The sequence below is a fragment of the Pantoea sp. MT58 genome (assembly GCF_014495885.1).
Lineage (GTDB): Bacteria > Pseudomonadota > Gammaproteobacteria > Enterobacterales > Enterobacteriaceae > Pantoea > Pantoea eucalypti.
Map to the genome: position 1 here is coordinate 951,951 of NZ_CP061083.1, position 16,886 is coordinate 968,836.

Below are 16,886 nucleotides of genomic sequence, written 5' to 3' on the forward strand. Positions count from 1 at the left end.
AGGATGGGCGGCGCGCAGGCACCGCCCGACAGATTATTTTTTACGCGAAGGAGAGAAGATCAGGCCCAGCGGACCGGTGTGATACCAGTGACGATTACCGCGGCTGCGGCTATCGCGACCAAACGATTGGGTCAGGCGATCAAGGATAATGGCAAGAATCACAATTCCCACGCCACCCACCGTAGCCAGCCCCATATCAAGACGGCCAATACCGCGCAGGACCATCTGACCGAGTCCGCCGACGGCGATCATCGAGGCGATCACCACCATTGACAGCGCCAGCATCAGGGTCTGATTGACGCCCGCCATAATGGTGGGCATCGCCAGCGGCAACTGCACTTTGAATAGCAGCTGTCTCGGACTGGCACCAAAGGATTCGCTCGCTTCGATCAGATCGGCGGGTACCTGCTTAATGCCGAGAATAGTCAGACGCACAATCGGTGGCAGGGCGAAGATAATCGTTACCACCACGCCCGGCACGTTGCCGATACCAAACAGCATCACAATCGGCACCAGGTAGACAAAGGCGGGTGTGGTCTGCATTGCATCCAGCAGAGGTCGTACAATACGCGCTGCCCGTTCGCTACGGGCCAGCCAGATCCCCAGCGGCAGGCCGATGAGAATGCAGAACATCAGCGCGGTAAGCACCAGCGCCAGCGTCACCATCGCCTGCGACCAGGCGCCAATGGCACCTATGGCGATCAGCGATACCAGCGTGGCAATGCCCATGGCGGGGGTTGCGATCTGCCAGGCAATCAGCGCAAACACCAGAATTGCCACTGGTGCTGGCATTCCCAGCAACAGCTGCTGAAAGGCGCTGAGGATATAGTCAACCGGCACCCGGATCCCCTGAAACAGCGGGCGGAAATGGTTGACCACCCAGTCGATACCGGTGGTCACCCAGTGATCAAGCGGGATCCAGGTTTTGTGGAACGGATCCATGATACTGAAATGTTCCGGTGCGGGTGCACGGGCGCTGTTGAGCCAGTCACTGCTGCTGGCTGCATGGGTTGTCGCGCTACCATCGGGCGTGCCCCAGGCATCGGCACCGCCGCTGCTGGTGGGCGCAGCCTGAGTGCTGGCAGCGGTGCCGCTATCCCACGGATTGGTGGTGTCCTGACTCATGGCTGGGCTCCTTCACGATCTAACGCGCGCAACAGCGTGCTTTTGGAAATGAGACCGACATAGTGATTTTCTTCGCCGACCACGGGCACCGCACAGGGAGCCTGCGCGACGTGAGAGAGCAAATCGCTCAATGAGGTATCGGCGGGAACCGCCGCCGGGGTGTCGAGCAGGGCGCTGTCGATACCTTCGCCTGCTGCCAGCGCCGCTTTCAGAGAATCGGTGGAAACCACGCCGATAAATTTCTGCTTTTCCAGCACGTAGCCGTAATCGCGGTCTTCATCCTGCAGCAGTTTCATGGCGGAGCGCGGACCGAAACCAGGCGCTTTGCGGATCAATGCTCCCGCGCTACGACGGGCTATATCTTTGGCGCTGAATACGTGACTGATATCGACGCCACGGAAAAAGGTGCGGACATAGTCGTTGGCTGGGTTATTCAGGATCTCATCCGGCGTACCAACCTGTATCACTTCGCCGCCCTGCATAATGGCAATGCGATCGCCAATACGCATCGCTTCATCCAGATCGTGGGAAATAAAGACGATGGTGCGCTGATGCCTGGCTTGTAAATTAACCAGCTCATCCTGCATCTCAGTACGAATCAACGGATCCAGTGCGGAGAAGGCCTCATCCATTAATAAGATGTCAGGATTGATTGCCAGCGCGCGGGCTAATCCGACGCGCTGTCGCATTCCCCCGGAAAGTTCATCCGGGTAAGCGTGCGCATAATTCTCCAGCCCGACCTGACGTAACGCTTCCAGGGCTTTTTCCTGGCGTTCAGCCAGTGCGACGCCCGCTAATTCCATGCCAAATGCCGTGTTATTTAATACATTCATGTGCGGCATCAAAGCAAATGACTGGAATACCATGCTGATTTTATTTCTGCGCACGTCACGCAGTTCGCTGGCCGATATTTTGGCAATATCGACACCATCAATAATCACCTGGCCGCGCGTCGGCTCTATCAGACGATTGAGAAGGCGAACCATGGTCGATTTTCCTGAACCAGATAACCCCATGATGACGAATATCTCGCCTTCTTCAATAGCCAGACTGGCGTTCTTTACGCCAAGAGAGAGACCGGTCTTCTCCAGAATGACATCTTTGGTCGCACCTTTTTCAATATATTTAAACGCGCGATCCGGATTGTCGCCAAATATTTTATAGAGATTTTTTACTTCGAGCTTAATAGCCATGCAGTCATTAAATCCTGGTTGAAATATCTGATATTAACCTGTCGTTCCCGCTGAAATTTAAGCAGGCCATACCGTAGCACACTGACGTTATCTGACAACCCTGAGTTGGGATGTTTGCCGGGCACGGGGCATTCAGATGTAGATTATCTTCAGTGCTCACAAGGGATAAGCGCGGATTAATTTTTTGTGAAATAATCAGGGATTTATTGGCATTTAGGTCGATTTGCTGCGTGAAAGGGAGAAAAACAGACGTCACCAACGTGAAATATTACGGAAATAATGGGGACCGATGCAGGAAAATAATCACGCCTGAAACGACCATGTTCAGTGAAATAATTGGCCGAAAAAAAGAAAATACGGGGCGGATGAACATCAATAAACAATGAAATAGTCAGGCGGTATTGCAGTAATATTTTTTTCTTATGATGAGTCGCGGTGGCGCGGCTGCTATGCCATTGCCAGTGAAAACCGGATGCTGATAAAACAGCACCCGGTAACCCTCAGAAATTCCAGTCTTCATCTTCGGTTTCGACCGCTTTACCCATCACATAGGAGGAGCCTGAACCGGAGAAGAAGTCGTGGTTCTCGTCAGCATTGGGGGACAGCGCCGACAGAATGGCCGGATTTACCGCCGTCAGCTCCGCCGGGAACAGCGCCTCGTAGCCCAGATTCATCAGCGCTTTGTTGGCGTTGTAGTGCAGGAAGGTTTTCACCTCTTCCACCCAGCCGACATCGGCATAGAGCGCCTCGGTGTAAGCCACTTCATTCTCATACAGCGCCAGCAGCAGATCATAGGCGAACTGCTGCAGCTCTTCGCGACGCAGATCGTCAGCCGTGGCCAGCGCCTGCTGATATTTGTAGCCGATGTAGTAACCGTGCACCGCTTCATCGCGAATAATCAGGCGAATCAGATCGGCAGTGTTGGTCAGCTTGCCCCGGCTCGACCAGTACATCGGCAGCCAGAAGCCGGAATAGAACAGGAACGACTCCAGAAAAACGCTGGCGATCTTCTTCTTCAGCGGATCATTCGCCCGGTAGTGTTCAAGGATGATGCGCGCCTTGTTCTGCAACGGCACATTCTCTTCGCTCCACTGATAGGCGGCATCCACATCCTGCGTATTACAAAGAGTTGAGAAGATAGAACTGTAAGAGCGCGCATGGACGGCTTCCATAAAGCTGATGTTCGACAGTACCGCCTCTTCGTGTGGCGTAATAGCATCGTCCATCAGTCCCGGCGCGCCGATCACGTTCTGGATGGTATCCAGCAGCGTCAGGCCGGTGAAGACCCGGATGGTCAGTTGCTGCTGCTGTTTATCCAGCGTCTGCCAGGCGGGCAGATCGTTAGAGAGCGGCACCTTTTCTGGCAGCCAGAAGTTGCTGGTGAGACGGTTCCACACCTCAAGATCTTTCTCATCCTGAATGCGATTCCAGTTAATCGCCTGAATTTGTTTAAGTTTCATCGTTTTCATTACAGGGAGCATGAGACGCAGCCCTGAACCTCCGTGCCCTGAAGCGCCATCTGACGCAGTCGAATGTAATAAAGCGTTTTGATCCCTTTTTTCCACGCGTAAATCTGCGCTTTGTTGATGTCGCGGGTCGTGACGTCATCGCGGAAAAACAGCGTCAGTGACAGGCCCTGATCGACGTGCTGAGTCGCTTCTGCGTAGGTATCAATAATCGCTTCCGGCCCAATCTGATACGCATCCTGATAGAGGTGGAGATTCTCATTGGTCATAAACGGCGCGGGATAGTAGACGCGACCGGTTTTACCCTCTTTGCGGATCTCGATAGGGGAGACAATCGGATGGATGCTGGAGGTGGCATGATTGATGTAGGAGATCGAACCGGTCGGCGGGATCGCCTGCAGGTTCTGATTAAACAGCCCGTGCTGCATCACTGCATCACGCAGCGCCTGCCAGTCCGCCTGGGTCGGCAGTGTCAGTCCGGCATCGGCAAACAGCGTCGTCACCCGTTCAGTGCGCGGCAGCCATTCCCGCTGCAGATATTTATCGAAGTAAACGCCGCTGGCGTATTGCGAATCCGCAAAGCCCTCGAACGTCTTCTGATGCTCCTGCGCCAGTTGATTAGAGGTGCGTAGCGCATAGTAGGTAATGCAATAGAAGTAGAGATTGGTGAAATCCAGCGCTTCCGGTGAGCCGTAGGCGATGCCTTCCCGCGCCAGATAGCCGTGCAGGTTCATCTGACCCAGCCCGATGGCGTGCGAACGGCGATTGCCTTCGGCGACCGACGGCACCGAGCCAATCTCGCTCATCATCGACACCGAGGTCAGAGCGCGAACCGCCACATCCACGGTGCGCGCCAGATCGCGCGAATCCATGGCATGCGCAATATTCAGGGAGCCAAGATTACAGGAGATATCTTTGCCGATGCGGCGATAGCTCAGGTCATCATGGTACTCGCTGGCGCTGTTCACCTGCAGAATCTCAGAGCAGAGATTACTCATATTGATGCGACCGGCAATCGGGTTGCTGCGGTTCACGCTGTCCTCATACATGATATAGGGATAGCCCGACTCAAACTGAATCTCGGCCAGCGTCTGGAAGAAGTCGCGTGGCTGAATATACGTTTTACGGATGCGATCGTCCGCCAGCATCTCGTCATACTTCTCGCTGATACTGATATCGCCAAAGGCCTGACCATAAATCCGCTCAACATCATAGGGCGAGAACAGCGCCATGGGTCTGTTCTCTTTTGCCAGCTGAAAAGTGATATCAGGAATAACCACGCCCAGCGACAGCGTTTTGATGCGGATCTTCTCGTCGGCATTTTCGCGTTTGGTATCCAGAAAGCGGAAAATATCGGGATGATGCGCATTAAGCCAGACTGCGCCGGCGCCCTGACGCGCACCAAGCTGATTCGCATAGGAGAAGGCATCTTCCAGCATTTTCATTACGGGGATAACGCCCGACGATTGATTTTCAATACGTTTAATCGGCGCACCAGACTCACGCAGGTTCGACAGTAAAAAGGCGACGCCGCCGCCGCGCTTTGACAGCTGCAATGCCGAGTTCACTGCGCGACCAATCGACTCCATATTGTCTTCGATGCGCAGCAGGAAGCAGGAGACCAGCTCACCGCGCTGCTGTTTGCCGCAGTTCAGAAAGGTCGGCGTCGCGGGCTGGAAACGGCCGCTGAGGATCTCCTCCAGCAGCGCTCGCGCCAGCGTTTCATCGCCCTGAGCCAGTGTCAGTGCCACCATGCAGGCGCGCTGTTCGAAGGTTTCCAGATAGCGTTTGCCGTCAAAGGTCTTAAGGGTATAGCTGGTGTAGTACTTCCAGGCGCCCAGAAAAGTTTTGAACTCAAATCCCCACTTCTCCGCCACCTCATGCAGCTCAAGCAGAAAATCAAAATCGTACTGATTCAGCACATCCGCTTCGTAATAGCTCTCCGCCACCAGATAGCGTAAACGCTCGGCGTTGCTGGAGAAGGGGACGGTATTAGGTTGCACATGCTGCAGATAAAACTGACGTGTCGCTTCGCGATCCTTGTCGAACTGGATACGGCCGTCAGCATCGTAGAGGTTCAGCATGGCATTGAGGGCGTGATAATCGAGCGTCACGCCGTTGAGGGTATCTGTTGTTGCCAAAATTGGGTTACTCCCGCTTTAACTTTCGCAATATCGTCAGGGGTTCCCATTAGCTCGAAGCGATAAAGACAAGGAACCTGACATTTTTTTGCAATGATGCTGCCCGCCAGGCAGTAACCGGCACCGAAGTTACGGTTGCCTGCTGCGATCACGCCACGAATACCACGGCGGTTCGCCTCATCATTAAGAAACTGAATCACCTGACCGGGCACTGCACCGCGACTGCTGCCACCGCCATAGCTGGGTACCACCAGAATATAGGGCTGGTCGATATGCAACTGATCACTGGCATCAAGCGGGATGCGCCAGGCGGGCAGGCCGAGGCGCGTGACAAACCGGTGGGTGTTTTCCGACTGGCTGGAAAAATAGACCAGCGGGAACATGCGCTTAGCCCCCGACGGCAGAAAGCGATCGCAGAGTGGCGATCTTGTCCGGGCGGAAGCCGCTCCAGTGATCGTTATCTGCCATCACCACCGGCACCTGGCGGTAACCCAGTGATTTCAGGTTGTCGATCGCTTCCGGCTGGCTGTCGAGATTGATTAACTGATAGGCGAGACCCTGACGGTCCATCGCATTTTTGGTCGCCGTGCACTGGACACAGTTATCTTTAGTGTAAATAATAATGCGCATGATTCGTATTTCCCTCTGTGTGCGGTTCTGATGCCCGAAAACAAAGCTGACGCGACAGGTTGCGGGCTTCATTGTGACGAACAGCAGGTGTCGTGCTGATGAGCTAAATACTAGATGTAGTGGTTTTTGTGGTCAAGCCCACCATATATAGGGTTTTATGATTTGTATTTGCGCAACAGAGGAAAAGCCAGCAGGGATGCGCCCTGCAGCCTGGAAAAATCTTTTGTAAATGTCGCTGGCCGCAAAAAAGGCAAAAAAAAGCCCCGCACAGGGCAGGGCTCAGGGGATTTCTCAGCGCTTAGCTTAGCGGCGTGAAGCCAGCAGTACGCCCACGACGATACCGAATGCGGCACCGATACCTACACCGTGCCATGGCTTGTCATGGACATAGGTATCAACCTGAGCGGAAGCATCACGCGCAACCTGTGAAACACGGTTGCTGCCGCCGTTCAGTTTAGAGCGGGTCTGTTTCAGCAGTTTCTCAGCCTGACTGCGGGCTGAGTCCACTTCGTCTTTGGCGTCACTGCCGTAAGATTTCAACAGCGCTTCCAGTGAATCGGCCAGTTCGTTAACGTCCTGATTGATATCAATGTCATCGTTTTTTACAGTGCGATTAAACATTTTTTAGCTCCCTTTGATTTAAAAACGTAATACTAGTGTAGACGACCTTGAGATTAACGAGACGCGGGAGTGTTCTTTAGGGAAAATTCCGAATGCCCACTCTGTCATGCTGTTGTAAGGTTGCGAAGCTTTTGAAAGAGGAGAGGATCGAGCATGTATTTACGACCGGATGAGGTAGCGCGCGTACTGGAAAAAGCGGGTTTCGAAGTCGATGAAATTACCCCACGGGCCTATGGCTATCGCCGTGGAGAGAACTACGTTTATGTGAATCGCGAAGCGCGCATGGGGCGCATGGCTTTAGTGATTCACCCGACACTGAAAGAGAAGAGCCAGCCGTTCGCTGAACCCGCTTCAGAAATGAAGACCTGCGATCACTACACCCAATTCCCTCTCTACCTGGCGGGTGATTCACAGGAACATTACGGCATCCCGCACGGATTCAGTTCCCGCATGGCGCTGGAACGCTATATTCAAAGCGTTTTCGGCTGACGCATCAGGCCCCGCCGCGACGGGGCTCTGAACTGCCTTTCCATCCTCCCTGTTTCCTGCCGTTGCAATTACCCGCTGTGACGCGTATAAAATTGTCCACTATAGATGTTTAGACGTCCATACGGATAAAAAAGATGAGCGAACAGCCAACTCCCTCGCAGGAACAATTTAAACGCACCATGAAAGTGCGCCATCTGGTGATGTTATCGCTGGGCGGCGTAATCGGCACTGGCCTGTTTTTTAACACCGGCTATATCATTTCTACTACCGGAGCAGCGGGGACGCTGCTTGCCTATCTGATTGGCGCGCTGGTGGTCTGGCTGGTGATGGTCTGTCTGGGTGAACTCTCTGTGGCGATGCCGGAAACCGGCGCGTTCCACGTTTACGCTGCGCGCTATCTCAGTCCGGCAACCGGCTATACCGTGGCATGGCTCTACTGGCTGACCTGGACGGTAGCCCTGGGCTCCAGCCTGACGGCGGCGGGCTTCTGTATGCAGTACTGGTTCCCGCAGATTCCGGTATGGATATGGTGCCTGGTCTTCTGCTGCGCCATCTATCTGCTGAACGTCATCTCAACCCGCTTCTTCGCCGAAGGGGAGTTCTGGTTCTCGCTGATTAAGGTGGTCACGATCGTCGCCTTTATCGTGCTGGGCGGCGCAGCGATGTTTGGCTTTATCCCGATGAAAGATGGCACGCCCGCGCCCGGTCTGAGCAATCTTACCGCGCACGGCTGGCTGCCCAATGGCGTACTGCCGATTCTGATGACGATGGTGGCGGTGAACTTCGCCTTCTCTGGCACCGAGCTGATCGGGATTGCGGCCGGTGAAACCCAGCAGCCGGAGAAAGTGCTGCCGCTGGCGATCCGCACCACCGTGGCCAGGCTGATCATCTTCTTCATCGGCACAGTCTTTGTGCTGGCGGCGCTGATTCCGATGGATCAGGCTGGCATCGTAAAAAGTCCGTTTGTGCTGGTGTTCGAAAAGATCGGCATCCCGTATGCGGCTGACATCATTAACTTTGTGATCCTGACTGCAATCCTGTCAGCAGCCAACTCCGGCCTTTACGCATCGGGCCGTATGCTCTGGTCGCTGGCCAACGAAAATACGCTGCCGCGTGCCTTTTCCCGGGTGAACAAGCGCGGCGTACCCATGCTGGCAATTACTGTCAGCATGGTGGGCGGTTTGCTGGCGCTGGTTTCCAGCGTGGTTGCGCCAGACACGGTGTTTGTGGCGCTGTCGGCTATCTCTGGCTTTGCGGTGGTCGCGGTCTGGCTCAGCATCTGCGCCTCGCATTTTGTTTTCCGTCGCCGTCACCTTCAGCAGGGCAAATCGCTGGCCGATCTGGCTTACCGCGCGCCGCTCTATCCGCTGACGCCGATTCTGGGCTTTCTGCTCTGTCTGCTGGCCTGTGTTGGTCTGGCATTCGATCCAACTCAGCGTATCGCGCTATGGTGTGGCATCCCGTTTGTCCTGTTCTGCTACGCCGCATACCATCTGACCCACAAATCATCCCCGAAGCCTGAGGAGGCCAAAGATGTCGCATAACCCTGTCGCGCAGGCTTTAACAGAGTCACCATTGCTGATTCTGGATGGCGCGCTGGCCACCGAACTGGAAGCCCGCGGCTGCCATCTGGCCGATGCGCTCTGGTCAGCAAAGGTGCTGATGGAAAATCCTGAGCTCATCTATCAGGTGCACTACGACTATTTTGTCGCCGGTGCGCGTTGTGCCATTACCGCCAGCTATCAGGCGACGCCGCAGGGCTTTGCCACACGTGGTCTTGATGAAGCGCAGTCACTGGCATTGATCGCCCAGAGCGTCGAGCTGGCGCGCCGCGCACGTCAGGACTATCTGGCGGTCCGGCCCGATGCGAAAACGCTGCTGGTGGCGGGATCGGTGGGGCCATATGGTGCTTTCCTGGCGGATGGTTCGGAATATCGCGGTGACTATGCACTGCCGGAAGCGGAAATGATGGCGTTTCACCGTCCGCGCGTGCAGGCGCTGCTGGCGGCGGGTGCCGATCTGCTGGCCTGTGAAACCCTGCCTTCGTTTGCGGAAGCGCAGGCACTGGTGAAGCTGCTGGCTGAATTCCCGGAAGGCCGTGCGTGGTTCACGTTTACGCTGCGTGATGCCGGGCATATCAGCGACGGCACGCCGCTGTCAGAGGTGGTGAGCTGGCTGAATCAGCAGCCGCAGGTGATAGCGCTGGGGATCAACTGCGTAGCGCTGGAGAGCGTAACGCCAGCGCTGCAGCAGTTGCAGAGGCTGACCGACAAGCCGCTGGTGGTCTATCCCAACTCCGGCGAGCAGTATGATGCCAGCAGCAAAACATGGCATTCCGCGCCGTCGGGCTGCACGCTGCACGACAAGCTGGATGAGTGGCAGCAGGCGGGCGCGAAGCTGATTGGCGGCTGCTGTCGCACCTCACCCAACGACATCGCGGCTATCGCCCGCGCTTGTCAACCGCAATAAGCTGGCTGAATCGGGCGATGATAGCCCGATTGAGACAAAGAAGGCGGTCTACACTTTGAGCACTGATCACTCTGTGGACCCCTTCATGAAACAGCGAATTCTGGCTCTGGCCGCCGCGCTGCTGCTTAGCGGCTGTGCCACCATTGTCGGCACTGAAACCCAAATGGTGCGCATCGACTCTCTGCCGCAGGGCGCGCGCTTTACCGTGCAGGATGAGCGTGGCTACGCAGTTGCGCAGGGTTTCACGCCGCAGACCGTTGAGCTGGCAAAATCCACCGGCCGCTACTTCGGCAAAAAGCACTATCTGCTGATGCTGGAAAGCCCGGGCTACGTGCCGGTTACAGTGCCTATCGAGGCTCGCGCTAACCTCTGGTATCTGCTGGGCAATATCCCATTAGGTGGATTCCCCGGCTGGTTGCTGGTCGATCCTTTCTATGGCGGCATGTACGACCTCAAGCCGGAACATCCACGTCCCTTCATGAATCCGGTTGGCGCGCGCGGCTGATCACTGCGCGGTCGGCTTCACCATTCCGCCTGGCGTTTTATGGCGTTCCAGATACTGATGCTGGAAAATGCACATGCGGATGGTGTTGCGGTACTCCCCATTAATGAAAAATTCATGTTTAAGCACGCCTTCGATCTCGAAGCCGAGCTTGGTATAGATATGGATCGCTTTCTCGTTTTCCTGATCGACAATCAGGTAGAGCTTATAGAGATTGAGAACCGAAAAGCCGTAATCCATCGCCAGCTTTGCCGCCTGGGTTGCCAGCCCTTTGCCCTGATGCGCCGGATCGATAATGATCTGAAACTCGGCGCGGCGGTGCACATGGTTAATCTCCACCAGTTCCACTAATCCCGCTTTCTGCCCGCTATGCTCCACCACAAAGCGGCGTTCCGTCTGGTCATGAATGTGCTTGTTGTAGAGATCGGACAGCTCCACAAACGCTTCATAGGGCTCCTCAAACCAGTAGCGCATCACGCTGGCGTTGTTATCCAGCTGATGGACAAAGTGCAGGTCTTCCCGCTCCAGTGGACGCAGTTTTACCGTCATCGCTTTTTCCTCTCATGAAATAGTTGCCGCGAGTATACCGCATCAGTCTGGTGCTGCGTTTTGTGCAGTCGTATAGAGGCGCTGCTTTAGCGTACAACCGTCAATAGCGTAGCGTGGCAATCAAGATGGCTGTGAGAGAACCACACACCGTCCGGCAGGAGAGAAGAGGGGTTAAGGCCGATTAAGAGGCGAGTTACGAAATGCGCGACGAGTGAAACAGCGCCGGACGGCAGATTAACGCCGTCCGGCCGGGTTTCAGGCAGAGATCTGTTCGATGATGCGGCCCTGCGCCATGCGCACCGCGCGATCGCACATATGATCGATAACATCGGGATCGTGGCTGACCAGCACCATTGTCAGACCATCCTGCTGTTTCAGATCGTTGAGCAGGTTGAGGATCTCCGCCTGCACTGACATATCCAGTGCCGATGTCGGCTCATCCAGCAGCAGGATCTTTGGCTGCAGCAGCAGGGCGCGCACGATGGCGACGCGCTGACGCTGACCGCCGGAGAGCTGATGTGGATAGCGATCTGCCAGTGCAGGATCGAGTCCGACGTGACGGAAACCCTGATCGATACGATCGTTGATATTGTCGCGTTTCAGCAGCTTCAGCGGCTCCGACAGGGTGCGACGCAGCCGGTGACGCGGATGCAGCGAGGCATAAGGGTCCTGGAACACCATCTGCACTTCCTGACGCAGCGCACCGGTAAAGGCTTTGCCCGGCTGAACAGTATGACCGGCAAGCTGCATCTGGCCCTGCCAGTGTGGGTTCAGACCTGCCAGCACCCACAGCAGTGACGATTTGCCGCAGCCCGAAGGACCCACCAGACCAAAACACTCGCCCGCGTTAACCTCAAGATTAACCTCATGCACCACGGTGCGAAGGTCATAACCCTGTTTGTGGGCGACGCTGAGATTGTGTAACTCAATCATAATTCGCCTCCAGCGCAGCGCGATCCAGCACCGGTAAAGTCTGTCCGTGGGTCGCTTTACCCGGACGGCAGGCCCACAGTGTGCGGGTGTAAGGATGGGTCGCGTGAGGCAGTTCAGCGGCGGGCAGCGTATCCAGCAACCGGCCTTTGTACATCACCATCACCCGCTCGCAATGTTCCGAAACCTGCTGCAAATCGTGGCTGATCAGCAGCAGACCCATGTTACGCGCTTCCACCAGACCGCGAATCAGCGCCAGCACCTGATCGCGCATGGCATGATCCAGTGCAGAGGTGGGTTCATCAGCGATCAGGAAGTCAGGATCGGTGATCAGTGCGATTGCCAGCATCACACGCTGGCCCATGCCGCCCGAGAGCTGATGCGGATACTGCTGCATCAGACGACGCGGATCGGGCAGGCCGACCGCATCCAGCATCTCACACACTTTCTCTTTGCGCTCGGCACGGCTCAGGCGGCGATGCAGGATCAGCGGTTCTTCCACCTGCCAGCCAATGGTGCGCGTCGGATTAAGAGCATATTTCGGGTCCTGCATCACCATCGCCACGCGGTTACCGCGCAGCTGGTTCCAGTGACGCTCACTCAGCGTCAGCGCATTCTCACCTGCCACCTGAAGCTGGCTGGCCTGCAGATGCAGCGCGGGCGAGAGCAGTCCCATCAGGCTGCGGGCGGTCAGTGACTTCCCGGAGCCGGACTCACCGACCAGCGCCACACGTTCGCGGCCCACGGAAAAGCTGATGTTATCGACCAGCAGTGCTTCATCACTGCGAATGGTCAGCCCTTCGGCAAGGAGCAGATTATTTTGCATGACGGGTATCCAGTCGGTCGCGCAGGCCATCGCCTGTCAGGTTAAAGGCCAGGCTGGCAAACAGAATCGCCGCACCCGGTGCAGCCGCAACCCACCACTGATCGAAGATCACTTTACTGCCTTCGGCGACCATTGAGCCCCATTCAGCCGTCGGCGGCTGAACGCCCATGCCGAGGAAACCGAGTCCGGCAGCAGCCAGGATAATCCCGCCCAGGCTTAGCGCAGCGCGGACCACCGCCGTCGGCATGCAGAGCGGCAGGATATGACCGAACATAAGGCGAAAGCCCGTAATGCCCTGCATCCGCGCGGCGGCGAGGTAATCGCTGCGGCGCAGTGCCAGCGTTTCAGCGCGTGCCTGACGGGCAAACGGCGGCCAGCTGGTCAGCGCCAGTGCCAGCGCGCCGTTCATCAGGCCAGGGCCGAGAATCGCCACCAGCGCCAGCGCGATTACCAGGTTGGGCAGCGACAGGAAAATATCGGTGATGCGCATCAGCAGGCGTTCGGTCCAGCCGCCAACGTAACCGGCGGTGATGCCGATCAGCAGTCCGGCCGGAATAGTCAGCACCAGAATCAGCGATACCAGCAGCAGCGTAGGGCGTGTGCCGTAAATCACGCGCGACAGCAGATCGCGGCCAAAGCCATCGGTGCCAAACCAGTGCTGTGCTGACGGCGCCAGCAGGCGGCTCGACATGGTCTGCACATTCGGGTCGAAAGGTGCAATCAGCGGTGCCAGCAGCGCCATCAGGATAAGAATCGCGACCAGCGTCAGGCCAACGGTTAACGAGGTCACGCGTTGACGGCGACGGCGTGGCCGTAGCGTTTCGGGTTCAGAGAGTTGTTGCGTCATCGGGTTCTCGGATCGGTTAACCAGGTTAAAACATCTGCCAGGGTGTTAATCAGGATAAAGCAGCTGCCAATCAACAGGGTTGAGCCCAGAATCGCCGGCACATCGCCGGAGAACAGCGCATTGGTCATATAGCGACCCACTCCCGGCCAGGCGAAGACGGTTTCGGTTAGCACCGAGCCTTCCAGCAGCGTGGCGTAGGAGAGGGCGATCACCGTAACCAGCGTGCCCAGCACGTTAGGGAATATATGGCGCAGCAGGATGCGCACCCGACCGGCACCTTTGGCACGCGCCAGCACCACATACTCTTTACTGCTCTCTTCCAGCAGCGCCGCACGCAGCAGGCGGGTAATGCCCGCCATCGCCAGCAGACCGAGAATCACCACCGGCAGCCAGAGGTGCGCAATCGCGTTGCGGAACATCTCCGGTTCACCTGAGAGCCAGCTGTCGATCAGCACAAAGCCGGTTTTCGGCTCAAGGGTATAGACCCAGATATCATCCAGTCGTCCCGGTCCGGCGGACCAGTGCAGCACCGCATAAAAGAGCAGCAGACCCAGCAGGCCGAGCCAGAACACCGGCACCGAGTAGCCCAGCAGCGAGATAAAGCGGGCGAGGTTATCGATCCAGCTGCCCGGTTTCCAGGCCGCCAGCAGCGCCAGCGCGACGCCGAATACCACCGCGAAGATCATCGCGCAGGTCGCCAGCTCAATGGTGGCCGGGAACGTGGACATCAGATCGCCACTCACCGACTGATTGGTCAGACGGGAGACACCCAGATCGCCGTGCGCCAGATGTTCGACATAGCGCCAGAACTGCATCAGCACCGGCTCGTCGAGACCCAGGTCATGACGCACCTGCGCGTAAGTCGCTTCACTGGCGTGATCGCCGGCAATCTGCTGCACCGGATCAATCGGCGACAGATGCGACAGCATAAAGGTGAAGGCAAGCAGGCCAAGCAACGTGACCAGCAGCGACAATACGCTACCGAGCAGCCGTCCGCCACGCTGCCAAAAAAGCCGGGCGAACCCGGCTGAAGGGACAGACTGTGCCATTACTTAGTAACCTGCGAATAATACACCATGTCAGGGTTGATACCCTGCACGTAGCCTTTCAGGTTGTCGCGCAGGGCGATCAGGTTCTTCGCCTGCATCCCAATCACGTAAGGTGAATTTTTCATTACTTCACGCTGCATTGCTTCATACAGCGCCACGCGTTTTTTCGGATCGCTTTCTGCTGTCGCCGCAATCACCTGCTTGTTCAGCTCAGGAATATGCCAGTCTGAACGGTAAGCGATGGTTTTGCTGCCATCTTCCGGGTTGTAAGCAAACGAGGCGGCATTGGTATTGGGATCGAAGTAGTCAGAACCCCAGGCGTTCAGCGTCGCTTCATATTTATGCGCTTTCACATTGGTCGACACTTCTGAGCTCAGGCCCGGTACCACTTCCACTTTCACGCCTGCTTTGGCGAAGCTGCCCTGCAGCGCCTGTGCGATATCCAGATAAGGCGGCTGGTTGCTGGTAGAGAGCTTGAAGGTCACGTTGCTCAGGCCCGCTTTCTTCAGAATCGCTTTGGCTTTTTCCGGATCGTAGCTGTATGGCGTGTCGTTGATTGCGCCCAGGAAGCCCTTCGGCAGGAAGCTCTGATGCACGTCGAACTGACCTTTCAGCAGCTCGTTAGCGATACCTTTGTAATCCCACAGGTAGCGTGCTGCTTCCCAGAAGGCCGGATTCTTCATCGTCTCGTTTGCGCCGATGTTGAACTGGATGTAGTAGAGCGACGCCATGGGAATCGCTTCCGTCTTCACGCCTTTCTTGCCGTTCAGCGCAGCGATCTGATCGGCACCCAGGTTACGGGCGATATCGGCATCGCCCTGTTCCAGCAGCAGACGACGCGCAGCCGGTTCCGGTACGTTTTTGATCAGGATATTTTTCATCTTTGGCGCGCCCGCCGGTGAGGTCGGGTTAGCGCTGAGCAGTACCACCTGATGCATCACCACTTTACGGATCTGATACGGACCGCTGCCCGCAGAGTGAGTTGCCAGCCAGGCGTTACCAAAATCGCCGTTCTTCGCGTTCGCCATCGCGGTTTTTTCATCAATGATGGAAGAAACCGGGGCAGAGAGCAGGCTCAGCACGTAGGTCGGGCTGACGTTAGCCGTCCAGCTAATCTGCACGTGATTGTCGTCGACCTTCTTCAGGAAGCCGTCGACGTTATCTTTAGTCCAGCCAAGCTGTGTCAGGATGAAAGAGGGATCGAGGTTCAGCTTTACCACGCGGCCCAGCGAGAAGATCACATCTTCCGGACGCAGTGGGTTGCCGGTAGAGAATTTCGCATCTTTGCGCAGTTCAAAGGTCAGGCTGCGGTTGTCGCTGCCGGGCTGCCATGAGGTCGCCAGAGTAGGCTTCAGGTCCACCGGGTTCTGCGGATCGGACTGGACCAGACGCTGATAGATGTTTGTAAAAGCCTGAACGCTGGTCAGTTCAAACCCTTTGGCCGGATCGAAGCTGTCGGCGTCGTCAGTAGATTGTGCAATTACCAGCGTATCTTTTGGTGTTGCGGCCTGTGCTGTGAAGGCGCCAGCCAGCGTCAGCGCCAGCAGTGATGGAATTATAGTTTTCATGAAATTTCCTTGCCTCTAAAAAGTTACGCGAGTTTACGAAAGGGCCGGTGTGAAGAATAGTCGAATATGGGCTAATCATATGCCAAAAGGTTATAAGGGTTACCTGCTGGTTATAAGAAGATCGCCACTCTGTTAACGAAGCGGTAAGCTGAGCAGAAACAAAACCTCAACGAAACCATTATTCAGGTTATTATTGCTTTACCGCAGCCAGACGCTCTTTATAATGGCTGCAGATAATTTCAGGAGAATTCAGTTGGACAGTGATACCCGATTAACTTTAATTCTGGCAAGCTGAATTTTCTTTGCTGCTTGCCAATCGGCGAGCAGCGATCCCCGCTTTAATTAACGATCGCGCTCCTTTTTTAAATCCTGTCATTCACAGGAGTGCGCGTTATGCTGCTGTTTATATTCGCTCTTTTTCCTCCGCCCCGATTGGCGTAGCGCAGGCTACGCCCGATTGACGATCTCAGACTTTCAACAT

General features: G+C 56.1%; 17 protein-coding genes. 4 read left to right on the plus strand and 13 right to left on the minus strand.

Features of this window, described 5'->3' with window-relative positions:
• Positions 1-33 precede the first annotated feature (33 nt).
• From proW to IAI47_RS04550, 7 genes are all read right to left on the minus strand, one after another.
• On the minus strand, positions 34-1,125 hold the full coding sequence (gene proW / locus IAI47_RS04520) for a glycine betaine/L-proline ABC transporter permease ProW (RefSeq protein ID WP_008926763.1): 1,092 nt from the start codon (positions 1,123-1,125) through the stop codon (positions 34-36).
• Positions 1,122-2,318, minus strand: coding sequence for a glycine betaine/L-proline ABC transporter ATP-binding protein ProV (proV, locus tag IAI47_RS04525; RefSeq protein WP_003850372.1), 1,197 nt, complete (start codon positions 2,316-2,318; stop codon positions 1,122-1,124). The genes proW and proV overlap by 4 nt, the downstream gene beginning before the upstream one ends.
• 500 nt (positions 2,319-2,818) lie before the next feature.
• Complete coding sequence (nrdF, locus tag IAI47_RS04530) at positions 2,819-3,778, minus strand: class 1b ribonucleoside-diphosphate reductase subunit beta (protein WP_033743485.1); 960 nt, start codon at positions 3,776-3,778, stop codon at positions 2,819-2,821.
• An 8-nt stretch (positions 3,779-3,786) separates the two neighbouring features.
• Positions 3,787-5,868, minus strand: a complete 2,082-nt coding sequence (gene nrdE, locus IAI47_RS04535) for a class 1b ribonucleoside-diphosphate reductase subunit alpha (RefSeq protein ID WP_033743484.1) — start codon at positions 5,866-5,868, stop codon at positions 3,787-3,789.
• A gap of 26 nt (positions 5,869-5,894) precedes the next feature.
• Complete coding sequence (nrdI, locus tag IAI47_RS04540) at positions 5,895-6,308, minus strand: class Ib ribonucleoside-diphosphate reductase assembly flavoprotein NrdI (protein WP_008926760.1); 414 nt, start codon at positions 6,306-6,308, stop codon at positions 5,895-5,897.
• A 4-nt stretch (positions 6,309-6,312) separates the two neighbouring features.
• Complete coding sequence (gene nrdH / locus IAI47_RS04545) at positions 6,313-6,555, minus strand: glutaredoxin-like protein NrdH (RefSeq protein WP_003850362.1); 243 nt, start codon at positions 6,553-6,555, stop codon at positions 6,313-6,315.
• A 303-nt stretch (positions 6,556-6,858) separates the two neighbouring features.
• A complete protein-coding gene (locus IAI47_RS04550) occupies positions 6,859-7,176 on the minus strand; it encodes a DUF883 family protein (RefSeq protein ID WP_003850361.1) in 318 nt (105 codons plus the stop codon).
• Between the two features lie 153 nt (positions 7,177-7,329).
• On the opposite strand from IAI47_RS04550, the gene IAI47_RS04555 reads away from it, so the two are divergent.
• From IAI47_RS04555 to IAI47_RS04570, 4 genes are all read left to right on the plus strand, one after another.
• Positions 7,330-7,665: a DUF2002 family protein gene (locus IAI47_RS04555; protein WP_003850360.1), complete on the plus strand. Its 336-nt coding sequence runs from the start codon at positions 7,330-7,332 to the stop codon at positions 7,663-7,665.
• 134 nt (positions 7,666-7,799) lie between these two features.
• Complete coding sequence (gene mmuP, locus IAI47_RS04560; protein WP_008926759.1) at positions 7,800-9,209, plus strand: S-methylmethionine permease; 1,410 nt, start codon at positions 7,800-7,802, stop codon at positions 9,207-9,209.
• Positions 9,199-10,134 carry a homocysteine S-methyltransferase gene (gene mmuM / locus IAI47_RS04565; RefSeq protein WP_003850358.1) on the plus strand — a complete coding sequence of 312 codons (936 nt, stop codon included), beginning with the start codon at positions 9,199-9,201 and terminating at the stop codon, positions 10,132-10,134. The genes mmuP and mmuM overlap by 11 nt, the downstream gene beginning before the upstream one ends.
• Positions 10,135-10,219: 85 nt before the next feature.
• Positions 10,220-10,639 (plus strand): hypothetical protein, encoded by a 420-nt coding sequence (locus tag IAI47_RS04570; RefSeq protein WP_003850357.1) that lies wholly within the window; start codon positions 10,220-10,222, stop codon positions 10,637-10,639.
• Here the strand turns inward: IAI47_RS04570 and speG are convergent, their stop codons facing one another.
• The 6 genes from speG to IAI47_RS04600 all read right to left on the minus strand — a co-directional run bounded on the left by speG (position 10,640) and on the right by IAI47_RS04600 (position 16,405).
• Positions 10,640-11,185, minus strand: coding sequence for a spermidine N1-acetyltransferase (speG, locus tag IAI47_RS04575; RefSeq protein WP_003850356.1), 546 nt, complete (start codon positions 11,183-11,185; stop codon positions 10,640-10,642). It abuts the gene before it with no gap.
• A 255-nt stretch (positions 11,186-11,440) separates the two neighbouring features.
• Positions 11,441-12,118, minus strand: a complete 678-nt coding sequence (locus IAI47_RS04580) for an ABC transporter ATP-binding protein (protein WP_008926758.1) — start codon at positions 12,116-12,118, stop codon at positions 11,441-11,443.
• On the minus strand, positions 12,111-12,941 hold the full coding sequence (locus IAI47_RS04585; RefSeq protein ID WP_003850354.1) for an ABC transporter ATP-binding protein: 831 nt from the start codon (positions 12,939-12,941) through the stop codon (positions 12,111-12,113). Before IAI47_RS04585 ends, IAI47_RS04580 begins: the two co-directional genes overlap by 8 nt.
• Positions 12,931-13,788: an ABC transporter permease gene (locus tag IAI47_RS04590; protein ID WP_003850353.1), complete on the minus strand. Its 858-nt coding sequence runs from the start codon at positions 13,786-13,788 to the stop codon at positions 12,931-12,933. Before IAI47_RS04590 ends, IAI47_RS04585 begins: the two co-directional genes overlap by 11 nt.
• Complete coding sequence (locus IAI47_RS04595; RefSeq protein WP_008926757.1) at positions 13,785-14,837, minus strand: ABC transporter permease; 1,053 nt, start codon at positions 14,835-14,837, stop codon at positions 13,785-13,787. Before IAI47_RS04595 ends, IAI47_RS04590 begins: the two co-directional genes overlap by 4 nt.
• Positions 14,837-16,405 carry an ABC transporter substrate-binding protein gene (locus IAI47_RS04600; RefSeq protein WP_008926756.1) on the minus strand — a complete coding sequence of 523 codons (1,569 nt, stop codon included), beginning with the start codon at positions 16,403-16,405 and terminating at the stop codon, positions 14,837-14,839. The genes IAI47_RS04595 and IAI47_RS04600 overlap by 1 nt, the downstream gene beginning before the upstream one ends.
• Positions 16,406-16,886 lie beyond the last annotated feature (481 nt).

Excerpts from the sequence above, each read along its gene's own strand:
- speG (WP_003850356.1), bottom strand. The coding sequence starts at position 11,185 with ATGACGGTAAAACTGCGTCCACTGGAGCGGGAAGACCTGCACTTTGTC.
- nrdI (WP_008926760.1), bottom strand. The coding sequence starts at position 6,308 with ATGTTCCCGCTGGTCTATTTTTCCAGCCAGTCGGAAAACACCCACCGG.
- IAI47_RS04590 (WP_003850353.1), bottom strand. The coding sequence starts at position 13,788 with ATGACGCAACAACTCTCTGAACCCGAAACGCTACGGCCACGCCGTCGC.
- IAI47_RS04570 (WP_003850357.1), top strand. The coding sequence starts at position 10,220 with ATGAAACAGCGAATTCTGGCTCTGGCCGCCGCGCTGCTGCTTAGCGGC.
- nrdH (WP_003850362.1), bottom strand. The coding sequence starts at position 6,555 with ATGCGCATTATTATTTACACTAAAGATAACTGTGTCCAGTGCACGGCG.
- mmuM (WP_003850358.1), top strand. The coding sequence starts at position 9,199 with ATGTCGCATAACCCTGTCGCGCAGGCTTTAACAGAGTCACCATTGCTG.
- IAI47_RS04600 (WP_008926756.1), bottom strand. The coding sequence starts at position 16,405 with ATGAAAACTATAATTCCATCACTGCTGGCGCTGACGCTGGCTGGCGCC.
- proV (WP_003850372.1), bottom strand. The coding sequence starts at position 2,318 with ATGGCTATTAAGCTCGAAGTAAAAAATCTCTATAAAATATTTGGCGAC.
- IAI47_RS04585 (WP_003850354.1), bottom strand. The coding sequence starts at position 12,941 with ATGCAAAATAATCTGCTCCTTGCCGAAGGGCTGACCATTCGCAGTGAT.
- IAI47_RS04580 (WP_008926758.1), bottom strand. The coding sequence starts at position 12,118 with ATGATTGAGTTACACAATCTCAGCGTCGCCCACAAACAGGGTTATGAC.
- IAI47_RS04595 (WP_008926757.1), bottom strand. The coding sequence starts at position 14,837 with ATGGCACAGTCTGTCCCTTCAGCCGGGTTCGCCCGGCTTTTTTGGCAG.
- nrdE (WP_033743484.1), bottom strand. The coding sequence starts at position 5,868 with ATGCTGAACCTCTACGATGCTGACGGCCGTATCCAGTTCGACAAGGAT.
- proW (WP_008926763.1), bottom strand. The coding sequence starts at position 1,125 with ATGAGTCAGGACACCACCAATCCGTGGGATAGCGGCACCGCTGCCAGC.
- mmuP (WP_008926759.1), top strand. The coding sequence starts at position 7,800 with ATGAGCGAACAGCCAACTCCCTCGCAGGAACAATTTAAACGCACCATG.
- IAI47_RS04550 (WP_003850361.1), bottom strand. The coding sequence starts at position 7,176 with ATGTTTAATCGCACTGTAAAAAACGATGACATTGATATCAATCAGGAC.
- IAI47_RS04555 (WP_003850360.1), top strand. The coding sequence starts at position 7,330 with ATGTATTTACGACCGGATGAGGTAGCGCGCGTACTGGAAAAAGCGGGT.
- nrdF (WP_033743485.1), bottom strand. The coding sequence starts at position 3,778 with ATGAAACTTAAACAAATTCAGGCGATTAACTGGAATCGCATTCAGGAT.